This is a genomic window from Enterobacter cloacae complex sp. 2024EL-00214, from assembly GCF_043945575.1.
GTDB lineage: Bacteria > Pseudomonadota > Gammaproteobacteria > Enterobacterales > Enterobacteriaceae > Enterobacter > Enterobacter cloacae_P.
In genome coordinates this window covers 111,044-132,643 of the sequence record NZ_JBIMRC010000011.1, presented here as the reverse complement: position 1 = coordinate 132,643, position 21,600 = coordinate 111,044, and the positions used below count along the sequence as shown (strand labels likewise).

The 21,600-nt window shown below is 53.0% G+C and carries 18 protein-coding genes; 9 read left to right on the top strand and 9 right to left on the bottom strand.

Annotation, left to right across the window (positions count from 1 at the left end; genetic code table 11):
• Positions 1-5 precede the first annotated feature (5 nt).
• Positions 6-1,268: a DUF1479 domain-containing protein gene (locus tag ACHHZ6_RS14025; protein ID WP_395122430.1), complete on the top strand. Its 1,263-nt coding sequence runs from the start codon at positions 6-8 to the stop codon at positions 1,266-1,268.
• Here ACHHZ6_RS14025 and ACHHZ6_RS14020 read toward each other — a convergent pair.
• Positions 1,265-2,338, bottom strand: a complete 1,074-nt coding sequence (locus tag ACHHZ6_RS14020) for a LacI family DNA-binding transcriptional regulator (protein WP_395122428.1) — start codon at positions 2,336-2,338, stop codon at positions 1,265-1,267. The two genes, ACHHZ6_RS14025 and ACHHZ6_RS14020, sit on opposite strands and share 4 nt — an antisense overlap.
• A gap of 288 nt (positions 2,339-2,626) precedes the next feature.
• On the opposite strand from ACHHZ6_RS14020, the gene ACHHZ6_RS14015 reads away from it, so the two are divergent.
• Positions 2,627-3,928 carry an MFS transporter gene (locus ACHHZ6_RS14015; RefSeq protein ID WP_395122426.1) on the top strand — a complete coding sequence of 434 codons (1,302 nt, stop codon included), beginning with the start codon at positions 2,627-2,629 and terminating at the stop codon, positions 3,926-3,928.
• Between the two features lie 17 nt (positions 3,929-3,945).
• Positions 3,946-6,309 (top strand): TIM-barrel domain-containing protein, encoded by a 2,364-nt coding sequence (locus ACHHZ6_RS14010; RefSeq protein ID WP_395122425.1) that lies wholly within the window; start codon positions 3,946-3,948, stop codon positions 6,307-6,309.
• Between the two features lie 88 nt (positions 6,310-6,397).
• Here ACHHZ6_RS14010 and ACHHZ6_RS14005 read toward each other — a convergent pair whose 3' ends face one another.
• A complete protein-coding gene (locus ACHHZ6_RS14005) occupies positions 6,398-7,993 on the bottom strand; it encodes an ABC-F family ATPase (protein ID WP_182274238.1) in 1,596 nt (531 codons plus the stop codon).
• Positions 7,994-8,215: 222 nt separating this feature from the next.
• Between ACHHZ6_RS14005 and ldtB the strand changes: the two genes are divergently transcribed.
• Together ldtB and ACHHZ6_RS13995 are read left to right on the top strand one after the other, a co-directional pair.
• The gene (gene ldtB, locus ACHHZ6_RS14000) at positions 8,216-9,136 is read left to right on the top strand and encodes a L,D-transpeptidase (RefSeq protein WP_182274237.1); all 921 of its coding nucleotides are present in this window, start codon (positions 8,216-8,218) and stop codon (positions 9,134-9,136) included.
• Between the two features lie 224 nt (positions 9,137-9,360).
• Positions 9,361-10,170 (top strand): hypothetical protein, encoded by an 810-nt coding sequence (locus ACHHZ6_RS13995; protein WP_395122423.1) that lies wholly within the window; start codon positions 9,361-9,363, stop codon positions 10,168-10,170.
• An 8-nt stretch (positions 10,171-10,178) separates the two neighbouring features.
• On the opposite strand, the gene ACHHZ6_RS13990 is transcribed toward ACHHZ6_RS13995, so the two are convergent.
• The 6 genes from ACHHZ6_RS13990 to mntR form a co-directional block, all read right to left on the bottom strand.
• A complete protein-coding gene (locus ACHHZ6_RS13990; protein ID WP_182919660.1) occupies positions 10,179-10,895 on the bottom strand; it encodes a GntR family transcriptional regulator in 717 nt (238 codons plus the stop codon).
• A 15-nt stretch (positions 10,896-10,910) separates the two neighbouring features.
• Positions 10,911-12,233: a PTS sugar transporter subunit IIC gene (locus tag ACHHZ6_RS13985; protein WP_196391032.1), complete on the bottom strand. Its 1,323-nt coding sequence runs from the start codon at positions 12,231-12,233 to the stop codon at positions 10,911-10,913.
• Between the two features lie 51 nt (positions 12,234-12,284).
• Complete coding sequence (locus tag ACHHZ6_RS13980; RefSeq protein WP_196391031.1) at positions 12,285-13,661, bottom strand: glycoside hydrolase family 1 protein; 1,377 nt, start codon at positions 13,659-13,661, stop codon at positions 12,285-12,287.
• Positions 13,662-13,807: 146 nt separating this feature from the next.
• The gene (locus ACHHZ6_RS13975; protein ID WP_395122421.1) at positions 13,808-14,848 is read right to left on the bottom strand and encodes an aldo/keto reductase; all 1,041 of its coding nucleotides are present in this window, start codon (positions 14,846-14,848) and stop codon (positions 13,808-13,810) included.
• 146 nt (positions 14,849-14,994) lie between these two features.
• Positions 14,995-16,104: an SLC13 family permease gene (locus ACHHZ6_RS13970; protein ID WP_395122419.1), complete on the bottom strand. Its 1,110-nt coding sequence runs from the start codon at positions 16,102-16,104 to the stop codon at positions 14,995-14,997.
• Entirely contained in the window at positions 16,101-16,574 is a 474-nt protein-coding gene (mntR, locus tag ACHHZ6_RS13965) for a manganese-binding transcriptional regulator MntR (RefSeq protein ID WP_182274230.1), read from the bottom strand. Before mntR ends, ACHHZ6_RS13970 begins: the two co-directional genes overlap by 4 nt.
• 183 nt (positions 16,575-16,757) lie before the next feature.
• Here mntR and mntS point away from each other — a divergent pair, with 183 nt between their 5' ends.
• The gene (gene mntS, locus ACHHZ6_RS13960) at positions 16,758-16,886 is read left to right on the top strand and encodes a manganase accumulation protein MntS (RefSeq protein WP_182274229.1); all 129 of its coding nucleotides are present in this window, start codon (positions 16,758-16,760) and stop codon (positions 16,884-16,886) included.
• A 283-nt stretch (positions 16,887-17,169) separates the two neighbouring features.
• Entirely contained in the window at positions 17,170-18,753 is a 1,584-nt protein-coding gene (locus ACHHZ6_RS13955) for a phosphoethanolamine transferase (protein WP_182919655.1), read from the top strand.
• Positions 18,754-18,884: 131 nt separating this feature from the next.
• On the opposite strand, the gene ompX is transcribed toward ACHHZ6_RS13955, so the two are convergent.
• Positions 18,885-19,403 carry an outer membrane protein OmpX gene (gene ompX, locus ACHHZ6_RS13950; protein ID WP_182274227.1) on the bottom strand — a complete coding sequence of 173 codons (519 nt, stop codon included), beginning with the start codon at positions 19,401-19,403 and terminating at the stop codon, positions 18,885-18,887.
• 354 nt (positions 19,404-19,757) lie between these two features.
• Here ompX and rhtA point away from each other — a divergent pair, with 354 nt between their 5' ends.
• Positions 19,758-20,645, top strand: coding sequence for a threonine/homoserine exporter RhtA (gene rhtA, locus ACHHZ6_RS13945; protein WP_182274226.1), 888 nt, complete (start codon positions 19,758-19,760; stop codon positions 20,643-20,645).
• Between the two features lie 302 nt (positions 20,646-20,947).
• Entirely contained in the window at positions 20,948-21,451 is a 504-nt protein-coding gene (gene dps, locus ACHHZ6_RS13940) for a DNA starvation/stationary phase protection protein Dps (protein ID WP_182274225.1), read from the top strand.
• The last annotated feature ends 149 nt before the right edge of the window (positions 21,452-21,600 follow it).

Here is a 21,600-nt window from a genome sequence, read left to right as displayed (position 1 = left end):
TCGTTATGACGTTAACCTTTACCAGTGAAATTCTGCCTGCGGACCACAAAGCGGCGATCCGCCAGATGAAACGTGAGTTACGGGCGCAGATCGGCGACGTACAAGCGGTATTCGATCAACTCAGCGATAAAATTGCGACCCGCGTAGCGGAAATTAATGCGCTGAAAAATAAAGGCGAACCTGTCTGGCCAGTGATCCCGTTTGCTGATGTGAAAAACGGTACCATCACTGCAGAACAGCGCGAGGCGGTGAAACGCCGTGGCTGTGCGGTCATCAAAGGTCACTTCCCGCGCGAGCAGGCGCTGGCGTGGGATAACGCGATGCTCGACTACCTCGCTCTCAACCAGTTTGATGACGTCTATAAAGGGCCTGGCGATAACTTCTTCGGCACCTTAATGGCGTCTCGCCCGGAGATTTACCCGATCTACTGGTCGCAGGCACAAATGCAGGCGCGCCAGAGTGAAGAAATGTCCCAGGTACAATCGTTCCTGAACCGTTTATGGACATTCGAGAGCAACGGCAAGCAGTGGTTCAACCCGGATGTCAGCGTGATTTACCCGGATCGTATCCGCCGCCGCCCACCGGGAACCACGTCGAAAGGGCTTGGCGCGCATACCGATTCCGGCGCGCTGGAGCGCTGGCTGCTTCCGGCTTACCAGCAGGTGTTTGCCCGCGTCTTTGACGGTAATGTGGACAAATACGATCCGTGGAATGCCGCACACCGCACTGAAGTGGAAGAGTACACCGTGGATAACACCACCAGGTGCTCCGTGTTCCGCACTTTCCAGGGCTGGACGGCGCTGTCGGATATGATCCCGGATCAAGGTCTGTTGCACGTGGTGCCGATCCCGGAAGCGATGGCGTACATTCTGCTGCGTCCGCTGCTGGACGATGTGCCGGAAGATGAATTGTGTGGTGTTGCACCGGGTCGCGTGCTGCCGATTTCCGAAAAATGGCACCCGCTGTTAATCGAAGCGTTAACCAGCATTCCTGCACTGGAAGCGGGTGATTCGGTGTGGTGGCACTGCGATGTGATCCACTCCGTCGCACCGGTTGAAGATCAACAGGGCTGGGGCAACGTGATGTACATTCCTGCTGCGCCAATGTGTGAGAAAAACCTCGCCTACGCGAAGAAGGTAAAAGTCGCGCTGGAAACCGGCGCATCACCGGGTGATTTCCCGCGTGAAGATTATGAAAAAACCTGGCAGGATCGCTTTACCGTGAACGATCTGAACATCCACGGCAAGCGCGCGCTGGGCATGGCTTAACTGTCATATAGCCCTTCCCGCTCAACGGCGGTGCGTCGTTTCCCCTGGCGTATCCGCCGTACGGACTCCCGTACGGTCAGCGTGCCATTAAGCAACAGCGTCCCTACTGGCGCATCCGGGCGCATCAGCCTCTGCTGGAGCATATGTACCGCTTCGGTACCCAGTTCATCACGCGGAACATGTACCGCGGTAAGCTGAACATCCTGGATCGCCGCCAGGTTGAACCCATCAATACTCATCACCGAGACATCCTGCGGCACGCGCAGCCCCTGCTTTTGTAACGCGCTGATAATACCCGCCGCCATAAAATCGCCACCGGCCAAAAAGGCCGTCGGTAAATCTTTCCCCTGCTTTTGGCTGAGCCAGTCGCTGACCAGTTGCTCCGTTTCACGTGCGCTGAAGCTTGGCACCACCAGCAGATCGCGTTTGTCATTGAGCTTCAGGTTGTGAGACTGCCATGCATCGCGGATCCCCGACAGGCGTAGCTCCATCGTGTAACGCCGCAGGCAAAGTACGTTCATCACCTCGCGGTGCCCCATTTCAAACAGGTATTCCGCCGCCCGCTCGCCAATAGCACGGTGATCGGGCGTGACGGCAGGCAGGCGCATGCGTCGGTCGCGGCAGTTAATCAGCATGCACGGTTTACCGACATCGACCGCCAGATCGAGGATATGCGGATCGTCGATACCAAGAAGAATAGCGGCCTGGGTGTCCTGTTCGTTCATGCGTGCCAGAAACAGTTGTGCGTCGCTGTCATTCTCTTCCAGCGCGCAATAGCGAAGGCGAACCTCATGTGAAGCAAGGCCTTTACTCACGCTCTGGATCACACGGTAGTAAAAGATGTCAGACCGCTCGTCAAAAGCCCGCTGAGGTGCAAAGACCACCAGACTATTGAGCAGCAGCCGACCAGCCGCCAGACCATCCATCACCCCCAGCTCGCGCGCGCATGTCAGCACTTTACTGCGCGCTTTCTCACTGGTGTTGGCTTTACCTGCCAGCACGCGGGAAACGGTGCTGATGGACAACTGCGTGCGGGCGGCAATTTCGGTAATTTTTAGCCTTTTGTCCATTTTGTGATCTGGCTCCATTTGCGAAATGACAAAATTTTCATAGCGTAACCATCAGGCAATTACTGATGTCACAGGCATCATGCCAAATAGCCGACATCAGTTATGAGAAAATTTTCACAAAATTCACTATTTCCCGCTCATTTTCTCCCTTAAGGTGAACTTGTCACACAACTTCCATACTAGTTGCATACCAATTTGAAGCATTAAAACCGATAACTATCAAAGCCATAAAAATCTGTGTGACACCTGAAACAATTATTCCTTACCGATCGTCTTGTGGAGAGAGAAATGAGTCAGGACATCAATAACACGACAGAGGCAAGCAAACCGCACCGCATTATTAAAAACCTGCGCTGGTACGTGCTGGTGCTGTTTTTACTTGGCGTGACCGTTAACTACATCACCCGAAATTCATTAGGGATCCTTGCGCCAGAGCTGAAAGACAGCCTGGGGATCACTACCGAACAATACTCCTGGATCGTCGGCGCGTTCCAGATTGCCTACACCATTTTCCAGCCTCTGTGCGGCTGGCTGATTGACGTGATTGGCCTGAAGATTGGCTTCATGGTTTGCGCCGGGATCTGGGCACTGATGTGTATTTTCCATGCCGGAGCCGGAAGCTGGCTGCACCTCGCGATCCTGCGCTTCTTTATGGGTGCTTCAGAAGCTGCTGCCACACCAGCTAACGCTAAAACCATTGGTGAATGGTTCCCGAAATCAGAACGTCCTGTTGCGGCTGGCTGGGCAGGCGTGGGCTTCTCGGTGGGTGCGATGCTGGCACCGCCTATCATCTACTTCGCGCACGCTTCATTTGGCTGGCAGGGTGCGTTTATGTTTACCGGTGTGCTGGCACTGCTGTGGGTGATCCTGTGGTGGGTGTTCTATCACAACCCGGAACAGCACCCGAATCTGGGTAAAGAAGAACTGACCTTTATCAAGCAGGATAATGAACCACCCGCGGTAAAACTGCCCTTCCTGACTGCGCTGAAAACCGTCTCAAAGAACAAACGTTTTTACGGTATCGCCATCCCGGCCTTTATGGCGGAACCGGCCTGGGCGGTGCTGAGCTTCTGGGTACCGCTGTATCTGGCGAAAGAACACGGCATGGATCTGAAGCAAATTGCGATGTTTGCCTGGCTGCCGTTCCTCGCCGCCGACCTCGGCAGCGTGGCGAGTGGTTACCTCACCCGCCTGTATACCCGTCTCTTCGGTTGCACCCGCGTAAACTCCGTGGTGGCCAGCTCCGTAACCGGCGCATTTCTGATGATCTCTTTAGGCGTGGTCGCCATTACCCGCGACCCGTATATCACCATCGTGCTGATTTCTATCGGCGGTTTCGGGCACCAGATCATCTCCTGCATGTTGAGCGCCCTGGTCGTGGAGTCGTTTGATAAAGGCCAGATGGCAACCGTTAACGGCATGCGCGGCTCGGCGGCATGGATCGCCAGCTTCCTGTTCTCTCTTTTGATTGGTGTTACCGCCGACACAATCGGCTTTAACCCGCTCTTTATTGCCATGGGTTTCTTTGACCTGATTGGCGCTGTTTTCCTGGTGGCATTTATTGCTGAACGTCGCGCCAAGCGCGCCTGATAGTGGATGTATTGCATATGAAAACCCTGAAAAACTGGACCGTAGATAAACAATCGGCAAACCATCTGGAACTGCTGGTCGATAACCAGCACCGTCTGTGTCTGTATGTGCTGGAAGAGAATCTGTTCCGCGTGCTGATTAAACGCAAAGGTGAACTGGCGCTCGACCGCACCTGGAGCATCGCACCGGAGCAGGATGTGCCGTGGGAAGGCCGTCGTCGCGACGACCTGAGCGGCTTCACCTGCCCGGCCTGGACGATGACGCAACAGGACAACGTGTTGACAGTGGCAACTGAACAGCTGCGCGTCACCGTACATCAGCCGCTGTGGCTGGAGTGGCACTACCGCAACGACGCGGGTGAATGGCAGCCGCTGGTGAATGACCGTCCGACAAGCGCCTATCTGCTGAACGCCCACGGCGACGGCGTGGCGCATTATCTGAGCCGTCGTAAGGACGAGCGATTCTACGGTCTGGGTGAAAAAGCGGGCGATCTGCAGCGCAACGGTAAACGCTATGAGATGCGTAACCTCGATGCGATGGGCTATAACGCGGTCAGCACCGATCCGCTGTACAAACATTTTCCGTTCACCATTACCCGTCGCGACGACGTGAGCTACGGCCTGTTCTACGACAACCTGAGCAGTTGCTGGCTGGATCTGGGTAACGAAATTGATAACTACCATACGGCGTATCGTCGCTGGCAGGCGGAAGCCGGCGATATTGATTACTATATGTTCACCGGGAAAAAGGTCCTGGATATCACCAAAGCCTTCGTTCGTCTGACCGGGAAAACGCTGTTCGGACCCAAATGGAGCCTGGGCTACAGCGGTTCAACCATGCACTATACCGATGCGCCGGACGCGCAAAACCAGCTGATGAACTTTATTCGTCTGTGTGAAGAGCACGCCATCCCGTGTGATTCGTTCCAGCTTTCCTCCGGCTATACCTCAATCAACGGCAAGCGCTACGTCTTTAACTGGAACTACGACAAAGTGCCGCAGCCGAAAGTGATGAGCCAGGCGTTCCACGATGCAGGGCTGCGGCTTGCCGCGAACATCAAACCGTGCCTGCTACAGGATCACCCGCGCTATAACGAGGTGGCAGAAAAAGGGTTGTTTATTCGCGATTCAGAAGCGAACTCACCAGAACGTTCCAGCTTCTGGGATGACGAAGGTTCTCACCTCGACTTTACCAACCCACAGACGGTTCAATGGTGGCAGGAAGGCGTGACCACTCAGTTGCTGGAGATGGGGATAGACTCCACCTGGAACGATAACAACGAATTTGAAGTGTGGGATGGAGAGGCCCGTTGCTTTGGTTTCGGCCAGGAAATCGCCATCAAACACATCCGGCCGGTCATGCCGCTGCTGATGATGCGTGCATCAATGGAAGCGCAGCAGCGCTTTGCCCCGGAAAAACGTCCGTACCTGATCTCCCGCTCCGGTTGCGCCGGGATGCAGCGCTACGTTCAGACCTGGAGCGGCGACAACCGTACCAACTGGGATACTTTGCGCTATAACACCCGTATGGGTGTAGGAATGAGCCTTTCAGGACTGTTTAACGTCGGTCATGATGTCGGTGGTTTCTCCGGTGATAAGCCTGATGCCGAGCTGTTCGTGCGCTGGGTACAGAACGGCGTGATGCATCCGCGCTTTACCATTCACTCGTGGAACGACGACCACACGGTGAACGAGCCGTGGATGTATCCGGGCGTCACACCAGCCATTCGCGGTGCGATTGAGCTGCGGTATCGTCTGCTGCCGTATCTCTACACCCTGCTCTGGCAGGCGCATGTCGACGATGAACCGATGCTGCGTCCGACCTTCCTTGACCACGAACACGATATTCAGACTTTTGAAGAGTGTGACGATTTCCTGCTCGGCCGCGACGTACTGGTCGCAAGCGTGGTGGAAGCCGGCCAGCGCGAGCGCCGCGTCTGGCTGCCGGATAACGAAACCGGCTGGTACGATTTTTACACCCACGAGTGGTTCTCCGGCGGCCAGTGGATTGTTCGTGACGCCCCGCTGGAAAAATTGCCGCTGCTGGTCCGCGCCGGTGCGGGTCTGCCGCTCAGCGAACGTATCACCCATGTGAGCGCTGAAAAAGATGATACCCGCGAGCTGAAATTGTTCCCGGTGAGCGGTGTCGGCTCCACATCCGGCTTGCTGTTTGAAGACGACGGTGAAAGCTGGGGCTACCAGAAAGGGAACGCACTGTGGGTCGAGTGGGAAATGGAATGCAATGCCACGACCATTAACCTGAAGGTGAAATCACGCGGGGATTATCGTCCGGCGTGGAAGGCACTGAAGGTATCGTTACCGGCGGGGGAAAAGCGCAAGCTGCTGGTGAATGGTGAAGAAAGGTGTGATTGGGTGGTGTAGTGCGGCCTGATGCCCTCACCCTGACCCTCTCCCACAGGGAGAGGGAACAGAACGTAGGCCCGGTAAGCGTAGCGCCACCGGGCTTTTTTTAGCCGTCGATACCTTTGCTACGCAGATAATCTTCGTAATTACCGGTGAAGTCCACCACGCGCTCTGGCGTAATTTCAATCACACGGGTTGCCAGCGAGCTGACAAACTCACGGTCGTGAGACACGAACACCAGCGTTCCCTGATACATTTCCAGCGCCATGTTCAGCGATTCGATAGATTCCATATCCAGGTGGTTGGTTGGTTCGTCCATCACCAGGATATTGGGTTTTTCCATCATCAGCTTACCGAACAGCATACGGCCCTTCTCACCACCGGAGAGCACTTTAGCAGGCTTTTTGATGTCGTCCTGGCTGAACAGCAGACGACCCAGAATGCTACGTACCGCCTGCTCATCGTCGCCTTCCTGCTTCCACTGGCTCATCCAGTCGAAGACGGTCAGGTCGTTTTCGAACTCGTACTCGTGATCCTGCGCGTAGTAACCAATCTGCGCGTTTTCAGACCATTTAACGGTACCGTTATCCGGCTGCAGTTCGCCCACCAGGGTTTTCAGCATAGTGGATTTACCCACGCCGTTAGCCCCCAGAATGGCAATCTTCTCGCCCACTTCCAGCAGCAGGTTGAAGTTTTTAAACAGCGGACCATTTTCGAAGCCTTTTGCCAGGGCTTCCACTTCCAGCGCATTACGGAACAGTTTCTTATCCTGCTCGAAGCGGATAAACGGGTTCTGGCGGCTGGAGGCTTTAACTTCGTCAAGTTTGATCTTGTCAATCTGACGGGCACGAGAGGTTGCCTGACGTGATTTAGAGGCGTTCGCACTAAAGCGGCTAACGAAGGATTGCAGATCCGCAATCTGCGCTTTCTTCTTGGCGTTATCGGCCAGCAGACGTTCACGCGCCTGGGTTGCCGCCGTCATGTATTCGTCGTAGTTACCCGGATAAACGCGCAGCTCGCCGTAGTCCAGATCCGCCATGTGCGTACAGACCATGTTCAGGAAGTGACGGTCGTGCGAGATGATGATCATGGTGCTGTCACGCTCGTTCAGCGTCTGCTCCAGCCAGCGAATGGTGTCGATATCCAGGTTGTTCGTTGGTTCGTCGAGCAGCAGGATATCCGGGTTGGAGAACAGCGCCTGTGCCAGAAGAACACGCAGTTTCCAGCCCGGAGCAACTTCGCTCATCGGACCGTAATGTTGTTCAACCGGGATCCCTACGCCCAGCAGCAGCTCGCCCGCACGCGCTTCCGCAGAGTAGCCATCCATTTCGCCATACAGCACTTCAAGGTCAGCCACTTTGTAGCCATCCTCTTCGCTCATTTCGGCCAGCGCGTAGATGCGATCGCGCTCCTGCTTCACTTCCCACAGCTCCGCGTGCCCCATGATCACGGTGTCGAGCACGGTGAACTCTTCAAAGGCGAACTGATCCTGACGCAGCTTACCAATACGCTCGTTTGGATCGAGCGACACGTTGCCGAGCGTCGGCTCTAAGTCACCACCGAGGATCTTCATAAAGGTGGATTTACCGCTACCGTTGGCACCAATCAGGCCGTAACGGTTGCCGCCGCCAAATTTGACGGAAATGTTTTCGAACAGCGGCTTACTGCCAAACTGCATAGTGACGTTGCTGGTAACTAACACGGGGAGATTCCTGCGAAAAGTGTGATAAACACGGCATTATGCCACAATTCCGAAATGAGATCCCGTATTGCAACTCTCCACTAAACTTTAACAAAAGCGAAAAAAGTGTGATTTCGTACACATCTGAATTCCCTGTTAGTGGGAATGCACATATAATGCGCTCCCATCACAGACTCAGACTTATCAACTAATCGCCAGAGTGGCTCAGATACCTCGCACAACATGAACATGAAATTAACAACGCTTTTTGCGGCGGCGTTTGCCGTAGTAGGTTTTTGTAAAACCGCGTCTGCGGTGACTTATCCCCTGCCGACAGACGGAAGCCGTCTGGTAGGTCAAAACCAGGTTGTCACCGTTGAAGAAGGCAACACCCAGCCACTGGAGTATTTTGCTGCGCAGTACCAGCTTGGCCTGTCTAACATGCTGGAAGCTAACCCGGGCGTTGACCCGTATCTGCCAAAAGCCGGTACGGTTCTGAATATCCCTCAGCAGTTGATCCTGCCCGATACCGTTCATGAAGGTATCGTGATCAACAGCGCGGAAATGCGTCTCTATTACTACCCGAAAGGCACCAACACCGTCATCGTGCTGCCAATCGGTATCGGCCAGTTGGGCAAAGACACCCCGCTGAACTGGACGACCAAAGTTGAGCGTAAGAAAGCCGGCCCAACCTGGACGCCAACCGCGAAAATGCACGCCGAGTACATTGCTGCGGGCGAACCACTGCCAGCCGTTGTGCCAGCAGGCCCGGATAACCCAATGGGTCTGTATGCCCTGTACATTGGCCGTCTGTATGCCATCCACGGTACCAACGCCAACTTCGGTATCGGCCTGCGCGTAAGCCACGGCTGTGTGCGTCTGCGTAACGATGACATCAAGTTCCTGTTCGATAACGTGCCAGTAGGTACACGCGTCCAGTTCATCAACGAACCGGTGAAAGCGACCTCTGAACCGGATGGCAGCCGTTACATTGAAGTGCACAACCCGCTGTCCACCAGCGAAGACCAGATCAACAACAACGAAACCGTACCGGTTACGCTGAACAGCGCGGTGAAGTCCGTGACGTCTCAGGCTGATGTCGATACCACCGTTGTTGACCAGGCCGTTCAGAACCGCTCTGGTATGCCAGTACGTTTAAACTAATTACACTCGCTTACCCATTAAGACCCCGATACATCGGGGTCTTATTTTATCCAGTGCCTTACCCTCATTCTGTCTAAAAAGCAATTATTGCTCTTTCAAGCCACTTTCTGTTAAGTCAGCAGGGTTACATCTTTTCAACCAGGTGTTATGATGCACGAGCCTATAAAATCAGTTTTTTCTGCATTTATAGGGTCGTATATTCTTTCTGGAGCACACTTAGTTCAATGATCAGTATTAACTTAACAACAACGAAATCGCGCCTTTATCTCTGTTCGCAAACAGTGTGGTCACTGGCGAACCAGAGTACAACGGTCGATCAAATTGTTGTGTGGGTTTCCAGTACACCTTATCTCAGTGACGAAGGCATCACTGAAGAGCCTGCATGGGCTGAGAAAATACGCCAGACCGGAACTCATTTGGTTTTTAAATGGGTCAAAAACACCGGGCCTTACCGAAAATTGTTCCCGGCACTACAGGTCGCGGCCGAAGACGATATTCTGATCTACGCCGACGATGACGCCATCTATAACGAAATTTGGGCGGAAACGCTTCTGGACGATTTTTATCGCCACAATCAGGAGTATGTGGTGGCTGCCCGCGTGCGTAAAACGGTAAAGAAGAAAAAAGAACTTCTTGATACCTATCGTAATTTCCCGCTCATTACCGTGCCGAAAGTGGTCGAACGGGACTATATCATCACCGGTCTTGGCGGTGTGGTGCTCAAGAAAAAGATGATCCCGGAATATTTTCATTTCAACGAAGATTTCCTGACCGTCTGTCCGCGTGCAGACGATATTTGGATCAGTAAACTTATTCAGTTAACAAAAACACCTGTTTATGTTTCGGCGCAAAGCATTCGATTTGTCCATGAAATAATCCATGACTACGGATTATCCCGTGACAATACCAGCAAAATAAAACGTTCACTGCTCCAGAAAATACGTTTTACGTTTAAGCCCGGGCAAATTCACTATCTGTGCCAGAATGATGTCTATATAAAAGACACCGACAGTTACTTCGAGTCGTGCGCCTGATCGCCTGATTACCCGTTATTCACGATCACAATTCCGCCGTGGTCGTAACGATAATGACAATGCGCATACTCCAGCGGTGTGCCATCTTCCAGATAGATCACCTGCTCCACCTCCAGAACCGGATCGCTGTGCTCACAGACCAGGTGTTGCATATCCAGCGCATTTGGTTTTAGTGCCCGCACCACCCGGTAAGACCCCATGATTTTGAGCCCCAGCGTCTCCTGCACATAGCGGAACACCGAGCTTTCAAGGTGACTTTTGTTCAGGCCCGGCACCAGGTTGAGCGGCATAACGGTTGAATCCAGCGACATCGGCTCACCGTTGAGCAGACGCAGGCGAATGAAGTCGTAGATCGGCGTATCCGCGTTAATCATCAGCGAAGACTGCTCTTTCTCATTGGGAAAACGTAGCTCGAAATGCACCACCTGGCTGGATACCGTGCCCAGATGTTCCCAGGTTTTTGTGGCACCAAAGTAGTCGCTGCCGGAAAGATCCCACTGGGAAAGCTGCAGGAAATTTTTGCGGATAAACGTCCCCTGCCCCTGGCGGGTATACACCAGCCCTTCAACAATCAGCTGGCGCATCGCCTGCTGAATGGTCATCCGGCTGGTGCTGAATTCCGCTGCCAGGGCAAACTGATCCGGCAGCGGTTCGTTGGCGGCATATTGCTGGCTGATAATGCGTTTCTTAATTTCCCGCGCTATGGTGATGTACTTCGCCGCCATCGTCCTTCCTTTCTGTTAGTTTTCTATCCCGCTGTTTTTTAATGCCACTCTCTCGGCAATTTTGAGGAAAGGCAGGTAGAAGAATACACCAAATATAATGATTGCCAACTGCACCACCACTGCCCGCCAGTCGCCCGCCGTCGCCAGCCAGGCGCTCAGGATCGGAGGGGTCGTCCACGGGATCATCACCACGCAGCGCGACATTAACCCCAGCGTGGTACAGAGCCAGGCAAAGTAAATACCGATGGCAGGCAGCAGCACAAACGGGATCATCAGCGGCAGGTTAAAGACAATCGGTAAACCGAAGATAACCGGTTCGTTGATGTTGAACAGGCCTGGAGCCAGCGATAAACGGGCCACCTGTTTTGCTGATTTTTGCCGCGAGAAGATAAAGATCGCCAGCAACAAGGAGATAGTGCTGCCAGTGCCACCCACCATGCCAAACGTCGGTACGAAGATGTTATTGATAATATGCGGGATCGGCTGACCATTCGCGAAGGCCAGCATATTCTCATTGGTGTTAATCAGCAGGAACGGTTCCAGCACCACGCTGTTCACCACCGACTGATGGATCCCCAGCGTGAACAGGAAGTTACCAAAGCTGTAGATAAAAATCGTCCCCGGCAGGCTGGTATTGATAAGCCTGAGCGGCTGCTGGATAAAGGTTGTGATGAGATGGATCAGATCCGTATGCAGCACGTTCGCCAGTACCGCCGCCAGCACGGCAAATAAAGAGAGCGTGAGGATTGTTGGGATCAGCGCGGTAAACGATTTGCTCACCGCCGGGGGGACGTTTTCACCCAGCGAAATATGCAATGCTTTCAGCCGGGAAATGGCGATAAACAGTTCCGTCGACAGCAACCCAATCAACACCCCGGCGAAAATTCCGGTAGAGCCGATATTGGCGAACGTCAGTACCTGGGTGACATTCACCGTGGTGTCACTGCCGACGGGTGTGAGCTGTAAACGCATCGGCATCATAATAATAAAACTGCTGACAGCGATAACCACTGCCGAGACCGGATTGTCGAAATCTTTGTTACGCGCCAGTGACCAGGCAACCATCGGGGCCAGCAACAACGCGGCAATATTCAGCGTACCGTTGATAATGGCCTCGCCCCACACTTTAAACTGCGTCAGCGTGTCGCCTGCAAAAACCCACGGAAAGACCACGTTGTTCACCAGCACCGCCAGACCGGCGAGGATGAAAATCGGCATCACCGTGGCGAAGGCATCGCGCAGGGAGCGAAGATGCACCTGGTTTGCCAGGCGCGCCGAAAACTCAACAAATCTGTCAACAAAGGACTGCATATTCGGTGTTATTTTTGTTTCAGACATAGCGGATATTTCCCATCAATCAGTCACAAAAACGGCCCGGCAGCGTACGGCTTACATTTCGCGTCCGTTGGTATGGATAACCTGTTTCAGCCACGCGTAGCTCTTCTTCGGCACACGTTTCAGGTCTTTCAGGTCATGGTTTTCACGGTTGACATAGACCACGCCGTAGCGCTTACGCATGTCTCCCTGTGAGCTAAGAATGTCGATTAAGCCCCAGCCGAGATAGCCAATCACCTCTGCGCCATCCTCAACCATCGCGGCTTTCATGGCATCAATGTGCGCCCGGTGGTAGTCGATACGGTAAGTATCCTCGATCGGGTTCACACCGTCCCAGGACTCAATCACCCCGATACCGTTTTCAATCGGGAATACCGGCATCCGCCAGTCGTTGTAGTAGCGGGTAATGATGGTGCGAAAGCCCAGCGGATCGATCTGCCAGTTCCACTCGGTCGCTTTAAGGTAAGGGTTATTTTTCTCGCCGTGCAGCAGGTAATCGTTAACCGGCGTACCTTCCGGAATAGCATCACTGTCCAGCGTTTTGCTGGCGTAATAGCTAAAGGCCATAAAGTCATTCCTGGTACGCCCCAGCAGGGCAAGATCTTCGGCCCGGTAGATATCACCAAAGCCCTCCTGTTCCACCACCGCCATCACCGCCGGACTGTAGCCCTGACCGGCAAAGACACGCAGCAGGTTCTGATTGAGAAACTCGTCATATTGTTGCGCACAGAAGATATCGCGCGGTTTGCAGGTGGCCGGGTAAATCAGCTGGTGCGCCAGCATACCGCCCATCAGCTGACCCGGTCTGGTCTGGTGCAGATACTCGGTCAGCGCCATGTGCGCCACCATTGTATGGTGCTGTAGTTCATACAGCTCGCGCAGGGTTTTCTCGCCTTTCATGTAGCCGGAAATGCGAAACGCTTCCGGCATATGGAAGATGTTCTGTTCGTTGAAGGTCAACCAGTACTTCACGCGATCACCGTAGCAGTCGATCATCTTTTTACCGTAGCGGATAAAGGCGTCCATCACCCGACGATCGTTAAAACCGTTGTACTCCTGCGCCAGTGCCAGCGGCATATCGAAATGGTAGAGGCAGATCATCGGCTCAATACCGCGGGCGATCAGATCGTTGATAAAGCGGTCATAAAACGCGATGCCTTCATCGTTGAAATCCCCGTCACCCTGCGGACAGACGCGGCTCCAGGCTATCTGAAAGCGGTAGCAGTTCATGCCCAGATCCTGCATCAGATCGAAATCTTCCCGATAGCGGTGGTAGGAGTCGGTCGCCACCTTCCAGTCGGAGATGTTTTCCCCGGCTTCGCGAATGTCGTACACCGACATCCCCTTTCCCCCCTCGTTCCATGCCCCTTCCGTCTGCATGCTGGATACCGAATTACCCCATAAAAAGTTGACTGGCAGTGATTGGTTCATGGTTTCTCCCTATATGACTAGTCATTTAAATTTCATGACTAGTCATATAGGCGAAGATGAAAAATCAATCAAAGAGAAGGATCGTTTTTTGTGAGATGGGCAGAAAAAAAGCCCCAGTAAGCGAAGCCCACCGGGGAAAAGAAGGGTTACTGCTGTGCTAACTGATTACGACGATATTCGCCCTGTCGCTCCAGCATCCAGCCCGGATATTCCCGTGGCAGTGCGCTCACAGCATCAAGTTGTTTAAGTTCTTCTTCGCTTAACCGGATCCCGGTTGCGGCAATGTTGTCATCCAGCTGGTCGACTCGTTTCGCGCCAATGATCACACTGCTGACCACTTTCTGATGCAGCAGCCACGCCAGCGCGATCTGTGCAACGGAAACGCCTTTGCTTTCGGCAATGGTGCGCATCACGTCAACACAGTCGAAGGCACGCTCTTTCTCCACAGGCGGGAAGTCAAACTCCAGGCGACGTCCACCGGCTTCGCTCTGGCCGTCGCGGTCATATTTTCCGCTCAGCAGGCCACCCGCCAGCGGGCTCCAGACCATCAGCCCGACACCTTCGCTCTGCATCATCGGCACCAGCTCGCGCTCCAGGTCACGACCGGCAATGGTGTAATACGCCTGCAAAGAGGCAAAACGTGCCAGCCCAAGACGCTCGGAAATGCCCAGCGCTTTGGCAATCTGCCATGCCGCCCAGTTAGAGACGCCGATATAACGCACGTGGCCGTGCTGCACCAGGTTATCCAGCGCATAAAGCGTCTCTTCGATGGGCGTCGCGGGGTCAAATCCGTGTAGCTGGTAGAGATCGATATGATCAAGCTGCAGGCGACGCAGGCTCTCTTTCACGCTGCTGATAATGTGATAGCGTGAGTTGCCGCGTGAGTTCACGCCCGCCGTACCGGTCTCGCCAAACACTTTAGTGGCGACAACAACATTTTCACGCGGGATCTTCAGGTTTTTCAGCGCCTGCCCGGTGATCTCCTCCGAGCGACCTTCTGAATAGACGTTCGCGGTATCGATGAAATTGATCCCGGCATCCAGCGCGCGACCCACCAGCTGCTCGGCTTCACGTTGCTGCAGCTGGCCAATCTTGCCCCACATGCCACCTTCACCGCCGAATGTCATGGTGCCGAGGCACAGTTCAGAAACAAACAAACCGGTATTGCCGAGTTTTTGATAACGCATAAGACATTCCTCGCATTTTGTTTGATGAGTGCCTGATAGTTATACCCGCCCCTCAGCGAACGCGAATGTGGCGTTTCTGTCCGTTTCTTGCCCAATCCTCTGAATCTTTTTCCATGCAGGGTTTGACAGTTCATTACAGGAGACGGCTATACGAGAAGGAATAAACCGAAACCAGCCGCCACAGCCCAAACCAGCATCGGGAGTGACCATAAATGGAAGCGCCACCAGATACGGCGGTCATTCGCCATTCGCAGGGCAATCAGGTTGGCAAGCGAACCGGGGAGTAACCCAAATCCACCGATATTAACCGCCCAGGCCAGCAGCGTGTCAGGGGGAACATAGTTGAGCAGTAAGATGGTCGAGGGAACGTTACTGATAAACTGCGACAGGCCAATCGCCGCCAGCCACAGCCCCGGCTGCGACAGGCTACTGACGCCATGCAGAACGTTTTGCAGCACCGGAAGCTGGATAAGCAAATGGACATCAATAAACATGGCTATAAAAACCAGTAACAATGTCCAGTCGACGCTCACCAGCACGCGTCTTGCGAGGAGCAGAAATCCGCAGGCCACCAGTAACACCCCAGCCAGTTCCTGTTTCAACTCCAGTGCCGTGAGGAAGACGATATAAAGGCCCAGACAACTCCAGACCAGACGAGGCAGCCATTCCGGGCCCGGGGTTCCGCTATGGTACTGCAGTTTTGTATCGGGGAACGCCAGCCAGCAGACCACCAGCAGCGAAAGCACCATCACCAGCGCCAGCGGTGCCATTTGCCAGGTAAAAGCGGCAAACGACAGGCCTGAGCGACCCCAGAGAAGAATGTTTTGCGGGTTACCGATGGGTGTCAGAAGCGAACCGGCATTCACGGCCAGTGCCTCAAAGATGATCAGGCGGGAGACCGGGATCTCGCAGAGCCTCCGCAGCGTGAGCGTCAGCGGCACCACAATGAACAGCGCCACATCGTTAGTCAGGAAGGTGGACAATACCGCAGCGGAAAAGACCATAAACAGGGCCAGTTTGCGCTCAGTGGCAAAGCGGCGCACCATTTTACGCCCCAGCACATCAAAGTAACCGCTCAGTTCCACCCCTTTGGTGAGCATCATTAAGCCGCTCAGGGTAATTATCGTACGCCAGTCAATTACCGCAGGCCAGGTCTGTGGCGCGAACGGTACAAAAGCACTCAGCCCTGCACCAATAATTAATAAAAGATGAAAAAAACGATCGCGAGCCAGTGCCTGGAGTCCGGGAAGCCTCATTCTGCAGAAATCCCGGCGTTGAGTGTAAATTCGCGGAATTTCGCCAGCGTCTCTTCACTGACATGGTGCTCTATTCCTTCCGCATCCCGACGGGCAATTTCCGGGCTGACGCCCAGCACCAGCAAAAAATGCTCGACGATTTGATGGCGCTCGCGGCTCTCCTGCGCCAGCTTTTCCCCTTCCGGCGTCAGGAATACACCGCGCCAGGGGATCATTTCAATTAAGCCCACAGATGCCAGCCGTTTTAACATCTTGGCAACGGTGGGTTGCGAGACACCCAACCTGGCCGCCATATCAACCTGACGGGCTTCTCCCACTTCACGGATCAAATCGGAAATCAGCTCGACATAATCATCGATCAGTTCACGCCGGTGCGCTTCACGTACCTGGCGAAAACCTTCGACATGTTCTTCGACATTCACCAGTTGCGTCGTTTTTATTATTGTTGGCTTACCTGCGCGACGGTTCATTGCACTTCCTCAGTAGGGTGACGCTTCCAGCGCCCGGAATCGAGAACACACATTGTAAACCATCACTTCACAAGCACAAAAAATTAACGAAATAGCCATAGCTATAAAATATAGCCTGTGCTATATCTGTACGTAATGCAGTCACCTTTCACGGATCGAAGGGGTCAAAAATCAGGAGGTCTTATGAATGAATTCAAGAGGTGTATGACCGTGTTTACTCACTCTCCTTTTAAAGTACGCTTAATGCTGCTGAACATGCTGTGCGATATGTTTAGTCAGAAACCGCATCAGGACGATAAACCTTCCCACTAAGCGGCGTCGCGGTACGCCGCTTCATTTTTCCGTCATAATTCTTCCGTAAACTGGCTCCAGGCCGCGTAATTCCCGATCTTTTTCACGGATTTGCAATCCCCTTCGCAAAACATCTGCTTAGCAACTGTTGACCTTAGTTAACGCTCGCACTATCTTCTTGCTGCCCTGCACAATTTGCGGCTCGCTGAAGCGGACCCTCATTCCCTCTCCACGCACTGTCAGGCAGGTTTTGACCCTCGACGCCAGGGTGAGCACATGGCGTTTTCATGCATGATAGTGACCTATGAATTTAACCCTGAAAGAAACACTTGTTACCCGCAGCCGGGCCTTAAGCCCGTGGACGGGGTTCTACTTTCTGCAATCGTTGCTGATTAACTTTGCGCTGGGCTATCCTTTTAGCCTGCTCTACACCGCTGCCTTCACCTGCATACTGCATTTACTGTGGCGGAGCGCTCCGCGCGTGCAGAAAACGTTAATCGGGCTCTGTTCGCTGGTCGCCGCCTTCTATTTCCCGTTTGGCCAGGCCTATGGCGCGCCAAACTTTAATACCTTGCTGGCACTACACTCGACCAATATGGAAGAGTCGACAGAGATCCTGACGATCTTCCCGTGGTACAGCTATGTGGTTGCCCTGTTCATCTTCGCGCTTGGCGTTATTGCCGTTCGCCGCAAAGCGGAAGAGAAAAAAACATGGAGCAAAATTGAACACCTGTGTCTGGTATTCAGTATCGCCACTATTTTTGTCGCCCCCGTGCAAAATCTTGCCTGGGGAGGTGTATTTAAGCTGAAAGATACCGGCTATCCGGTATTCCGTTTTGTAAAAGACGTCGTCGTCAACAATCAAGAGGTTCTCGACGAACAGGCACGCATGGCCGAGCTTTCCACGATGAAAGACACCTGGAACGTGCTGGCCGTAAAACCGAAGTACCACACCTATGTCGTGGTGATCGGCGAAAGCGCACGCCGCGATGCGATGGGCGCGTTTGGCGGACACTGGGACAACACGCCGTTTGCGAGTACGGTCAATGGCACCCTGTTTACCGATTATGTGGCGGCCAGCGGCTCGACGCAGAAATCACTTGGCCTGACGCTGAACCGCGTGGTCGATGGTAAACCGCAGTACCAGGATAACTTTGTCACTCTGGCTAACCGTGCAGGTTTCCAGACATGGTGGTTCTCCAACCAGGGTCAAATTGGCGAATACGATACGGCCATCGCCAGTATTGCAAAGCGTGCCGATGAAGTGCAGTTCCTGAAAAACGGTGATTTCCAGGCCGATAAAAACACCAAAGATGAAGCGTTGCTGAAAATGACGTCTCAGGTCTTTGCCACTCAGCATACCCAGCCTCAGTTGATTGTTCTGCATCTGATGGGCTCACACCCGCAGGCATGCGATCGCACGCAGGGAAAATACGCTGAGTTCGTGCAATCCAGAGAGACCTCATGCTACCTCTATACCATGACGCAAACCGATGATTTGCTCAGCAAGCTGTACGACCAGCTCCGCAATACTGGCAACAGTTTCTCGCTGGTCTATTTCTCGGATCACGGGCTGGCGTTTAAGGAACGTGGCAAAGAGGTACAGTACCTGGCCCATGATGACCAGTTCCAGCAGAACTTCCAGGTGCCGTTTATGGTGCTGTCGAGTGATGACAAAACGCACCGCATCATCAAAGCGCGTCGTTCCGCGAATGATTTCCTGGAATTCTTCTCGCAGTGGACGGGGATTACTGCGGAACAGATTAAAAATAGTTACCCGTTTGTCTCAGGTAAGAAGGCTCCCCCAGTTTACATTACCAACTTCAAGTTACAGAAAGTTGACTATACCCATCTGGGAACGGATGTATTCGATATAAAGAGTAAGTGACATCTTCCACAAGCCCAAAAGGCTGCACGGATGCCCCCCCTCTCCTCTTTGGGGAGAGGACTGGGATGAGGGGGAACAGCAAAAAAAAATCCGCCACATTGGGCGGATTTTTTATTGGCTCACCGGAGTGATTAGAAGCGGTAACCTACGCCCGCGATCCAGGTGCCAACGTCAACGCTGCGGATACGGCTCTGCTCATAGGAGAAGTCCAGAGCAACGTTTTCGATTGGGTTGAACTGCAGACCCGCACCGTAAGAGAAACCGTAGTCGCTGGTGCTTGCAGTGCGGTTAGCACCTTCGTTTTCGGTCTGCTGGAATTTACCGTAGCCAACACCAACAACACCGTAGATGCTTGCCCAGTCGTTCAGACGGTAAGCAGGACCTGCGGTAATACCGTAGTACTGGCTCTTGTTATAAGCGCTGTCGTCGAAACGGTCTTTTTCAGTGTAAGTAAATGAACCGATCACACCCAGCGGGCTGTTGTCCTGCTCGTAGCGGTATTTCAGGTTGAAACCGTTAGCTTTGTTCATCACGCCCTGCATATCGCTCTGAGCGTAACCACCGGTAACGGTAGAAGTAGCAGCTACAGCGGTACCTGCGGAAACAGCCAGAACTGCGGCCAGTGCTGAAAGACATGCAATTTTTTTCATAACCACCTCAAATGTGCTTCAAGTAAATCCGTAAGTTTTCAATATATCAAAAATTCTTGTGAAACTCTTTGTGATTCGTGATGTCTAACAAAACCTTTCCTGTAACAGAACATTTCAAGCTTTAGCTATCTCATTCAAATAACATAGAATTTCCACTTCAAAACACCAATAGTGCGCGCCTGTGCTGTTACATTCATCCAGATTATTCCTAATCAGACAGACGATAAATCCACCCGCGCTTAACCATTTTACGGATCTCACACCGTTTTTTTTCAACGGGGCCTCAACCGTTACGGCATATTTCCATTACACTGCAGCTTTTACCCCACTTGACATAAACTGACGGGAGAAAGGATGCCAGGGTCACCCCGCAAGGCTTCAGTATGGTTGCCGGTTGCTGTAATACTCATCGCGATGTTGTCCATTCAAAGCGGCGCATCGCTGGCAAAATCGCTGTTTCCACTGGTCGGTGCACCGGGCGTCACAGCGCTGCGTATCGTATTAGGGACCCTGATTCTGGTGGTCATCTTCAAACCCTGGCGATTGCGCTTCAGAAAAGAGCAGCGTTTACCTCTGCTGTTTTACGGGCTGTCGCTGGGGGCAATGAACTATATGTTCTATCTCTCCATCCAGACCATTCCTCTGGGGATCGCCGTCGCGCTTGAATTTACCGGCCCGCTGGCCGTAGCGCTCTTTTCTTCTCGTCGTCCGGTCGATTTTATCTGGGTTGTGTTAGCCGTTCTGGGGCTATGGTTCCTGTTACCGTTGGGTCAGAATGTCTCACACATTGATCTGAAAGGTGCGGCGCTGGCACTGGGTGCAGGAGCCGGCTGGGCGGTTTATATCCTTTCTGGCCAGCGCGCCGGGGAAGAGCATGGCCCGGCGACCGTCGCACTGGGCTCATTAATTGCTGCCATCGTCTTTGTTCCAATCGGCATGGCGCAGGCTACGGCATCCATCTGGCAATGGTCGGTCATGCCCATCGGGCTTGCTGTCGCCATTCTGTCAACAGCACTTCCCTATTCTCTGGAGATGATTGCCCTCACGCGTCTCCCGACACGCATATTTGGCACACTGATGAGCATGGAGCCTGCACTGGCCGCCATCTCCGGTATGGTTTTCCTCGGAGAAACCCTGACATTCACCCAGACGCTGGCACTCTGCTCCATTATTGCCGCATCTATGGGATCCACGCTCACCCTGAATCGGGAGAGCAAAGTCGAAAAAGTCGATATTAACTGACGCACTCTATTCTGCATGGCTAAATAGCCATGCAGAATAGAAGCCAGAACCGCTCACTGAATTATTTCCTCACATTTTTGACATCACCACGAAATAAAATTGCAGATAACAACACTTACCAATGCAATTATAAAAACCATCTCATAAAATAAAAAAAATCACCACAAAAACAATGCACTAATAAAAAACAATGTGCTTTACTATTAAAGCGATAGGCAACACCAAAACTGTACTGCATAAATCCGGTGCTATACTCAATCTCGTTAATTCATGGGGCACTAACATCAAGAGGATATGAGATTATGAGTACCGCTAAGCTGGTGAAAACAAAAGCGTCTAATCTGCTTTATACCCGCAACGATGTATCAGATAGCGATAAAAAAGCGACGGTTGAGTTGCTTAATCGTCAGGTGATCCAGTTCATTGACCTGTCGCTGATCACCAAACAGGCCCACTGGAACATGCGTGGTGCAAACTTTATTGCCGTACATGAAATGCTGGATGGCTTCCGTACAGCACTGACCGATCATCTTGACACAATGGCAGAGCGTGCCGTGCAGCTGGGGGGCGTAGCCCTGGGCACTACGCAGGTTATCAACAGTAAAACGCCGCTGAAAAGCTACCCGCTGGAGATCCATACGGTTCAGGATCACCTGAAAGAGCTGGCCGATCGTTATGCGGTTGTCGCCAACGACGTCCGCAAAGCCATTTCTGAAACGAAAGACGAAGACACCGCTGACATTTTCACTGCCGCCTCTCGCGACCTGGACAAATTCCTGTGGTTTATTGAATCTAACATCGCGTAATTCCTGTGCATTTTCTCCCAAACCCTCGCCACCGGTGAGGGTTTTGCACATTTATGGTGCGCATTTTTTTCCTGAGACAGTGCAAAAGTGAAGAAAATGTAATAATCACCTCACACAACCGTTAATGGAAGATTGTTTTTTCGTCAGAA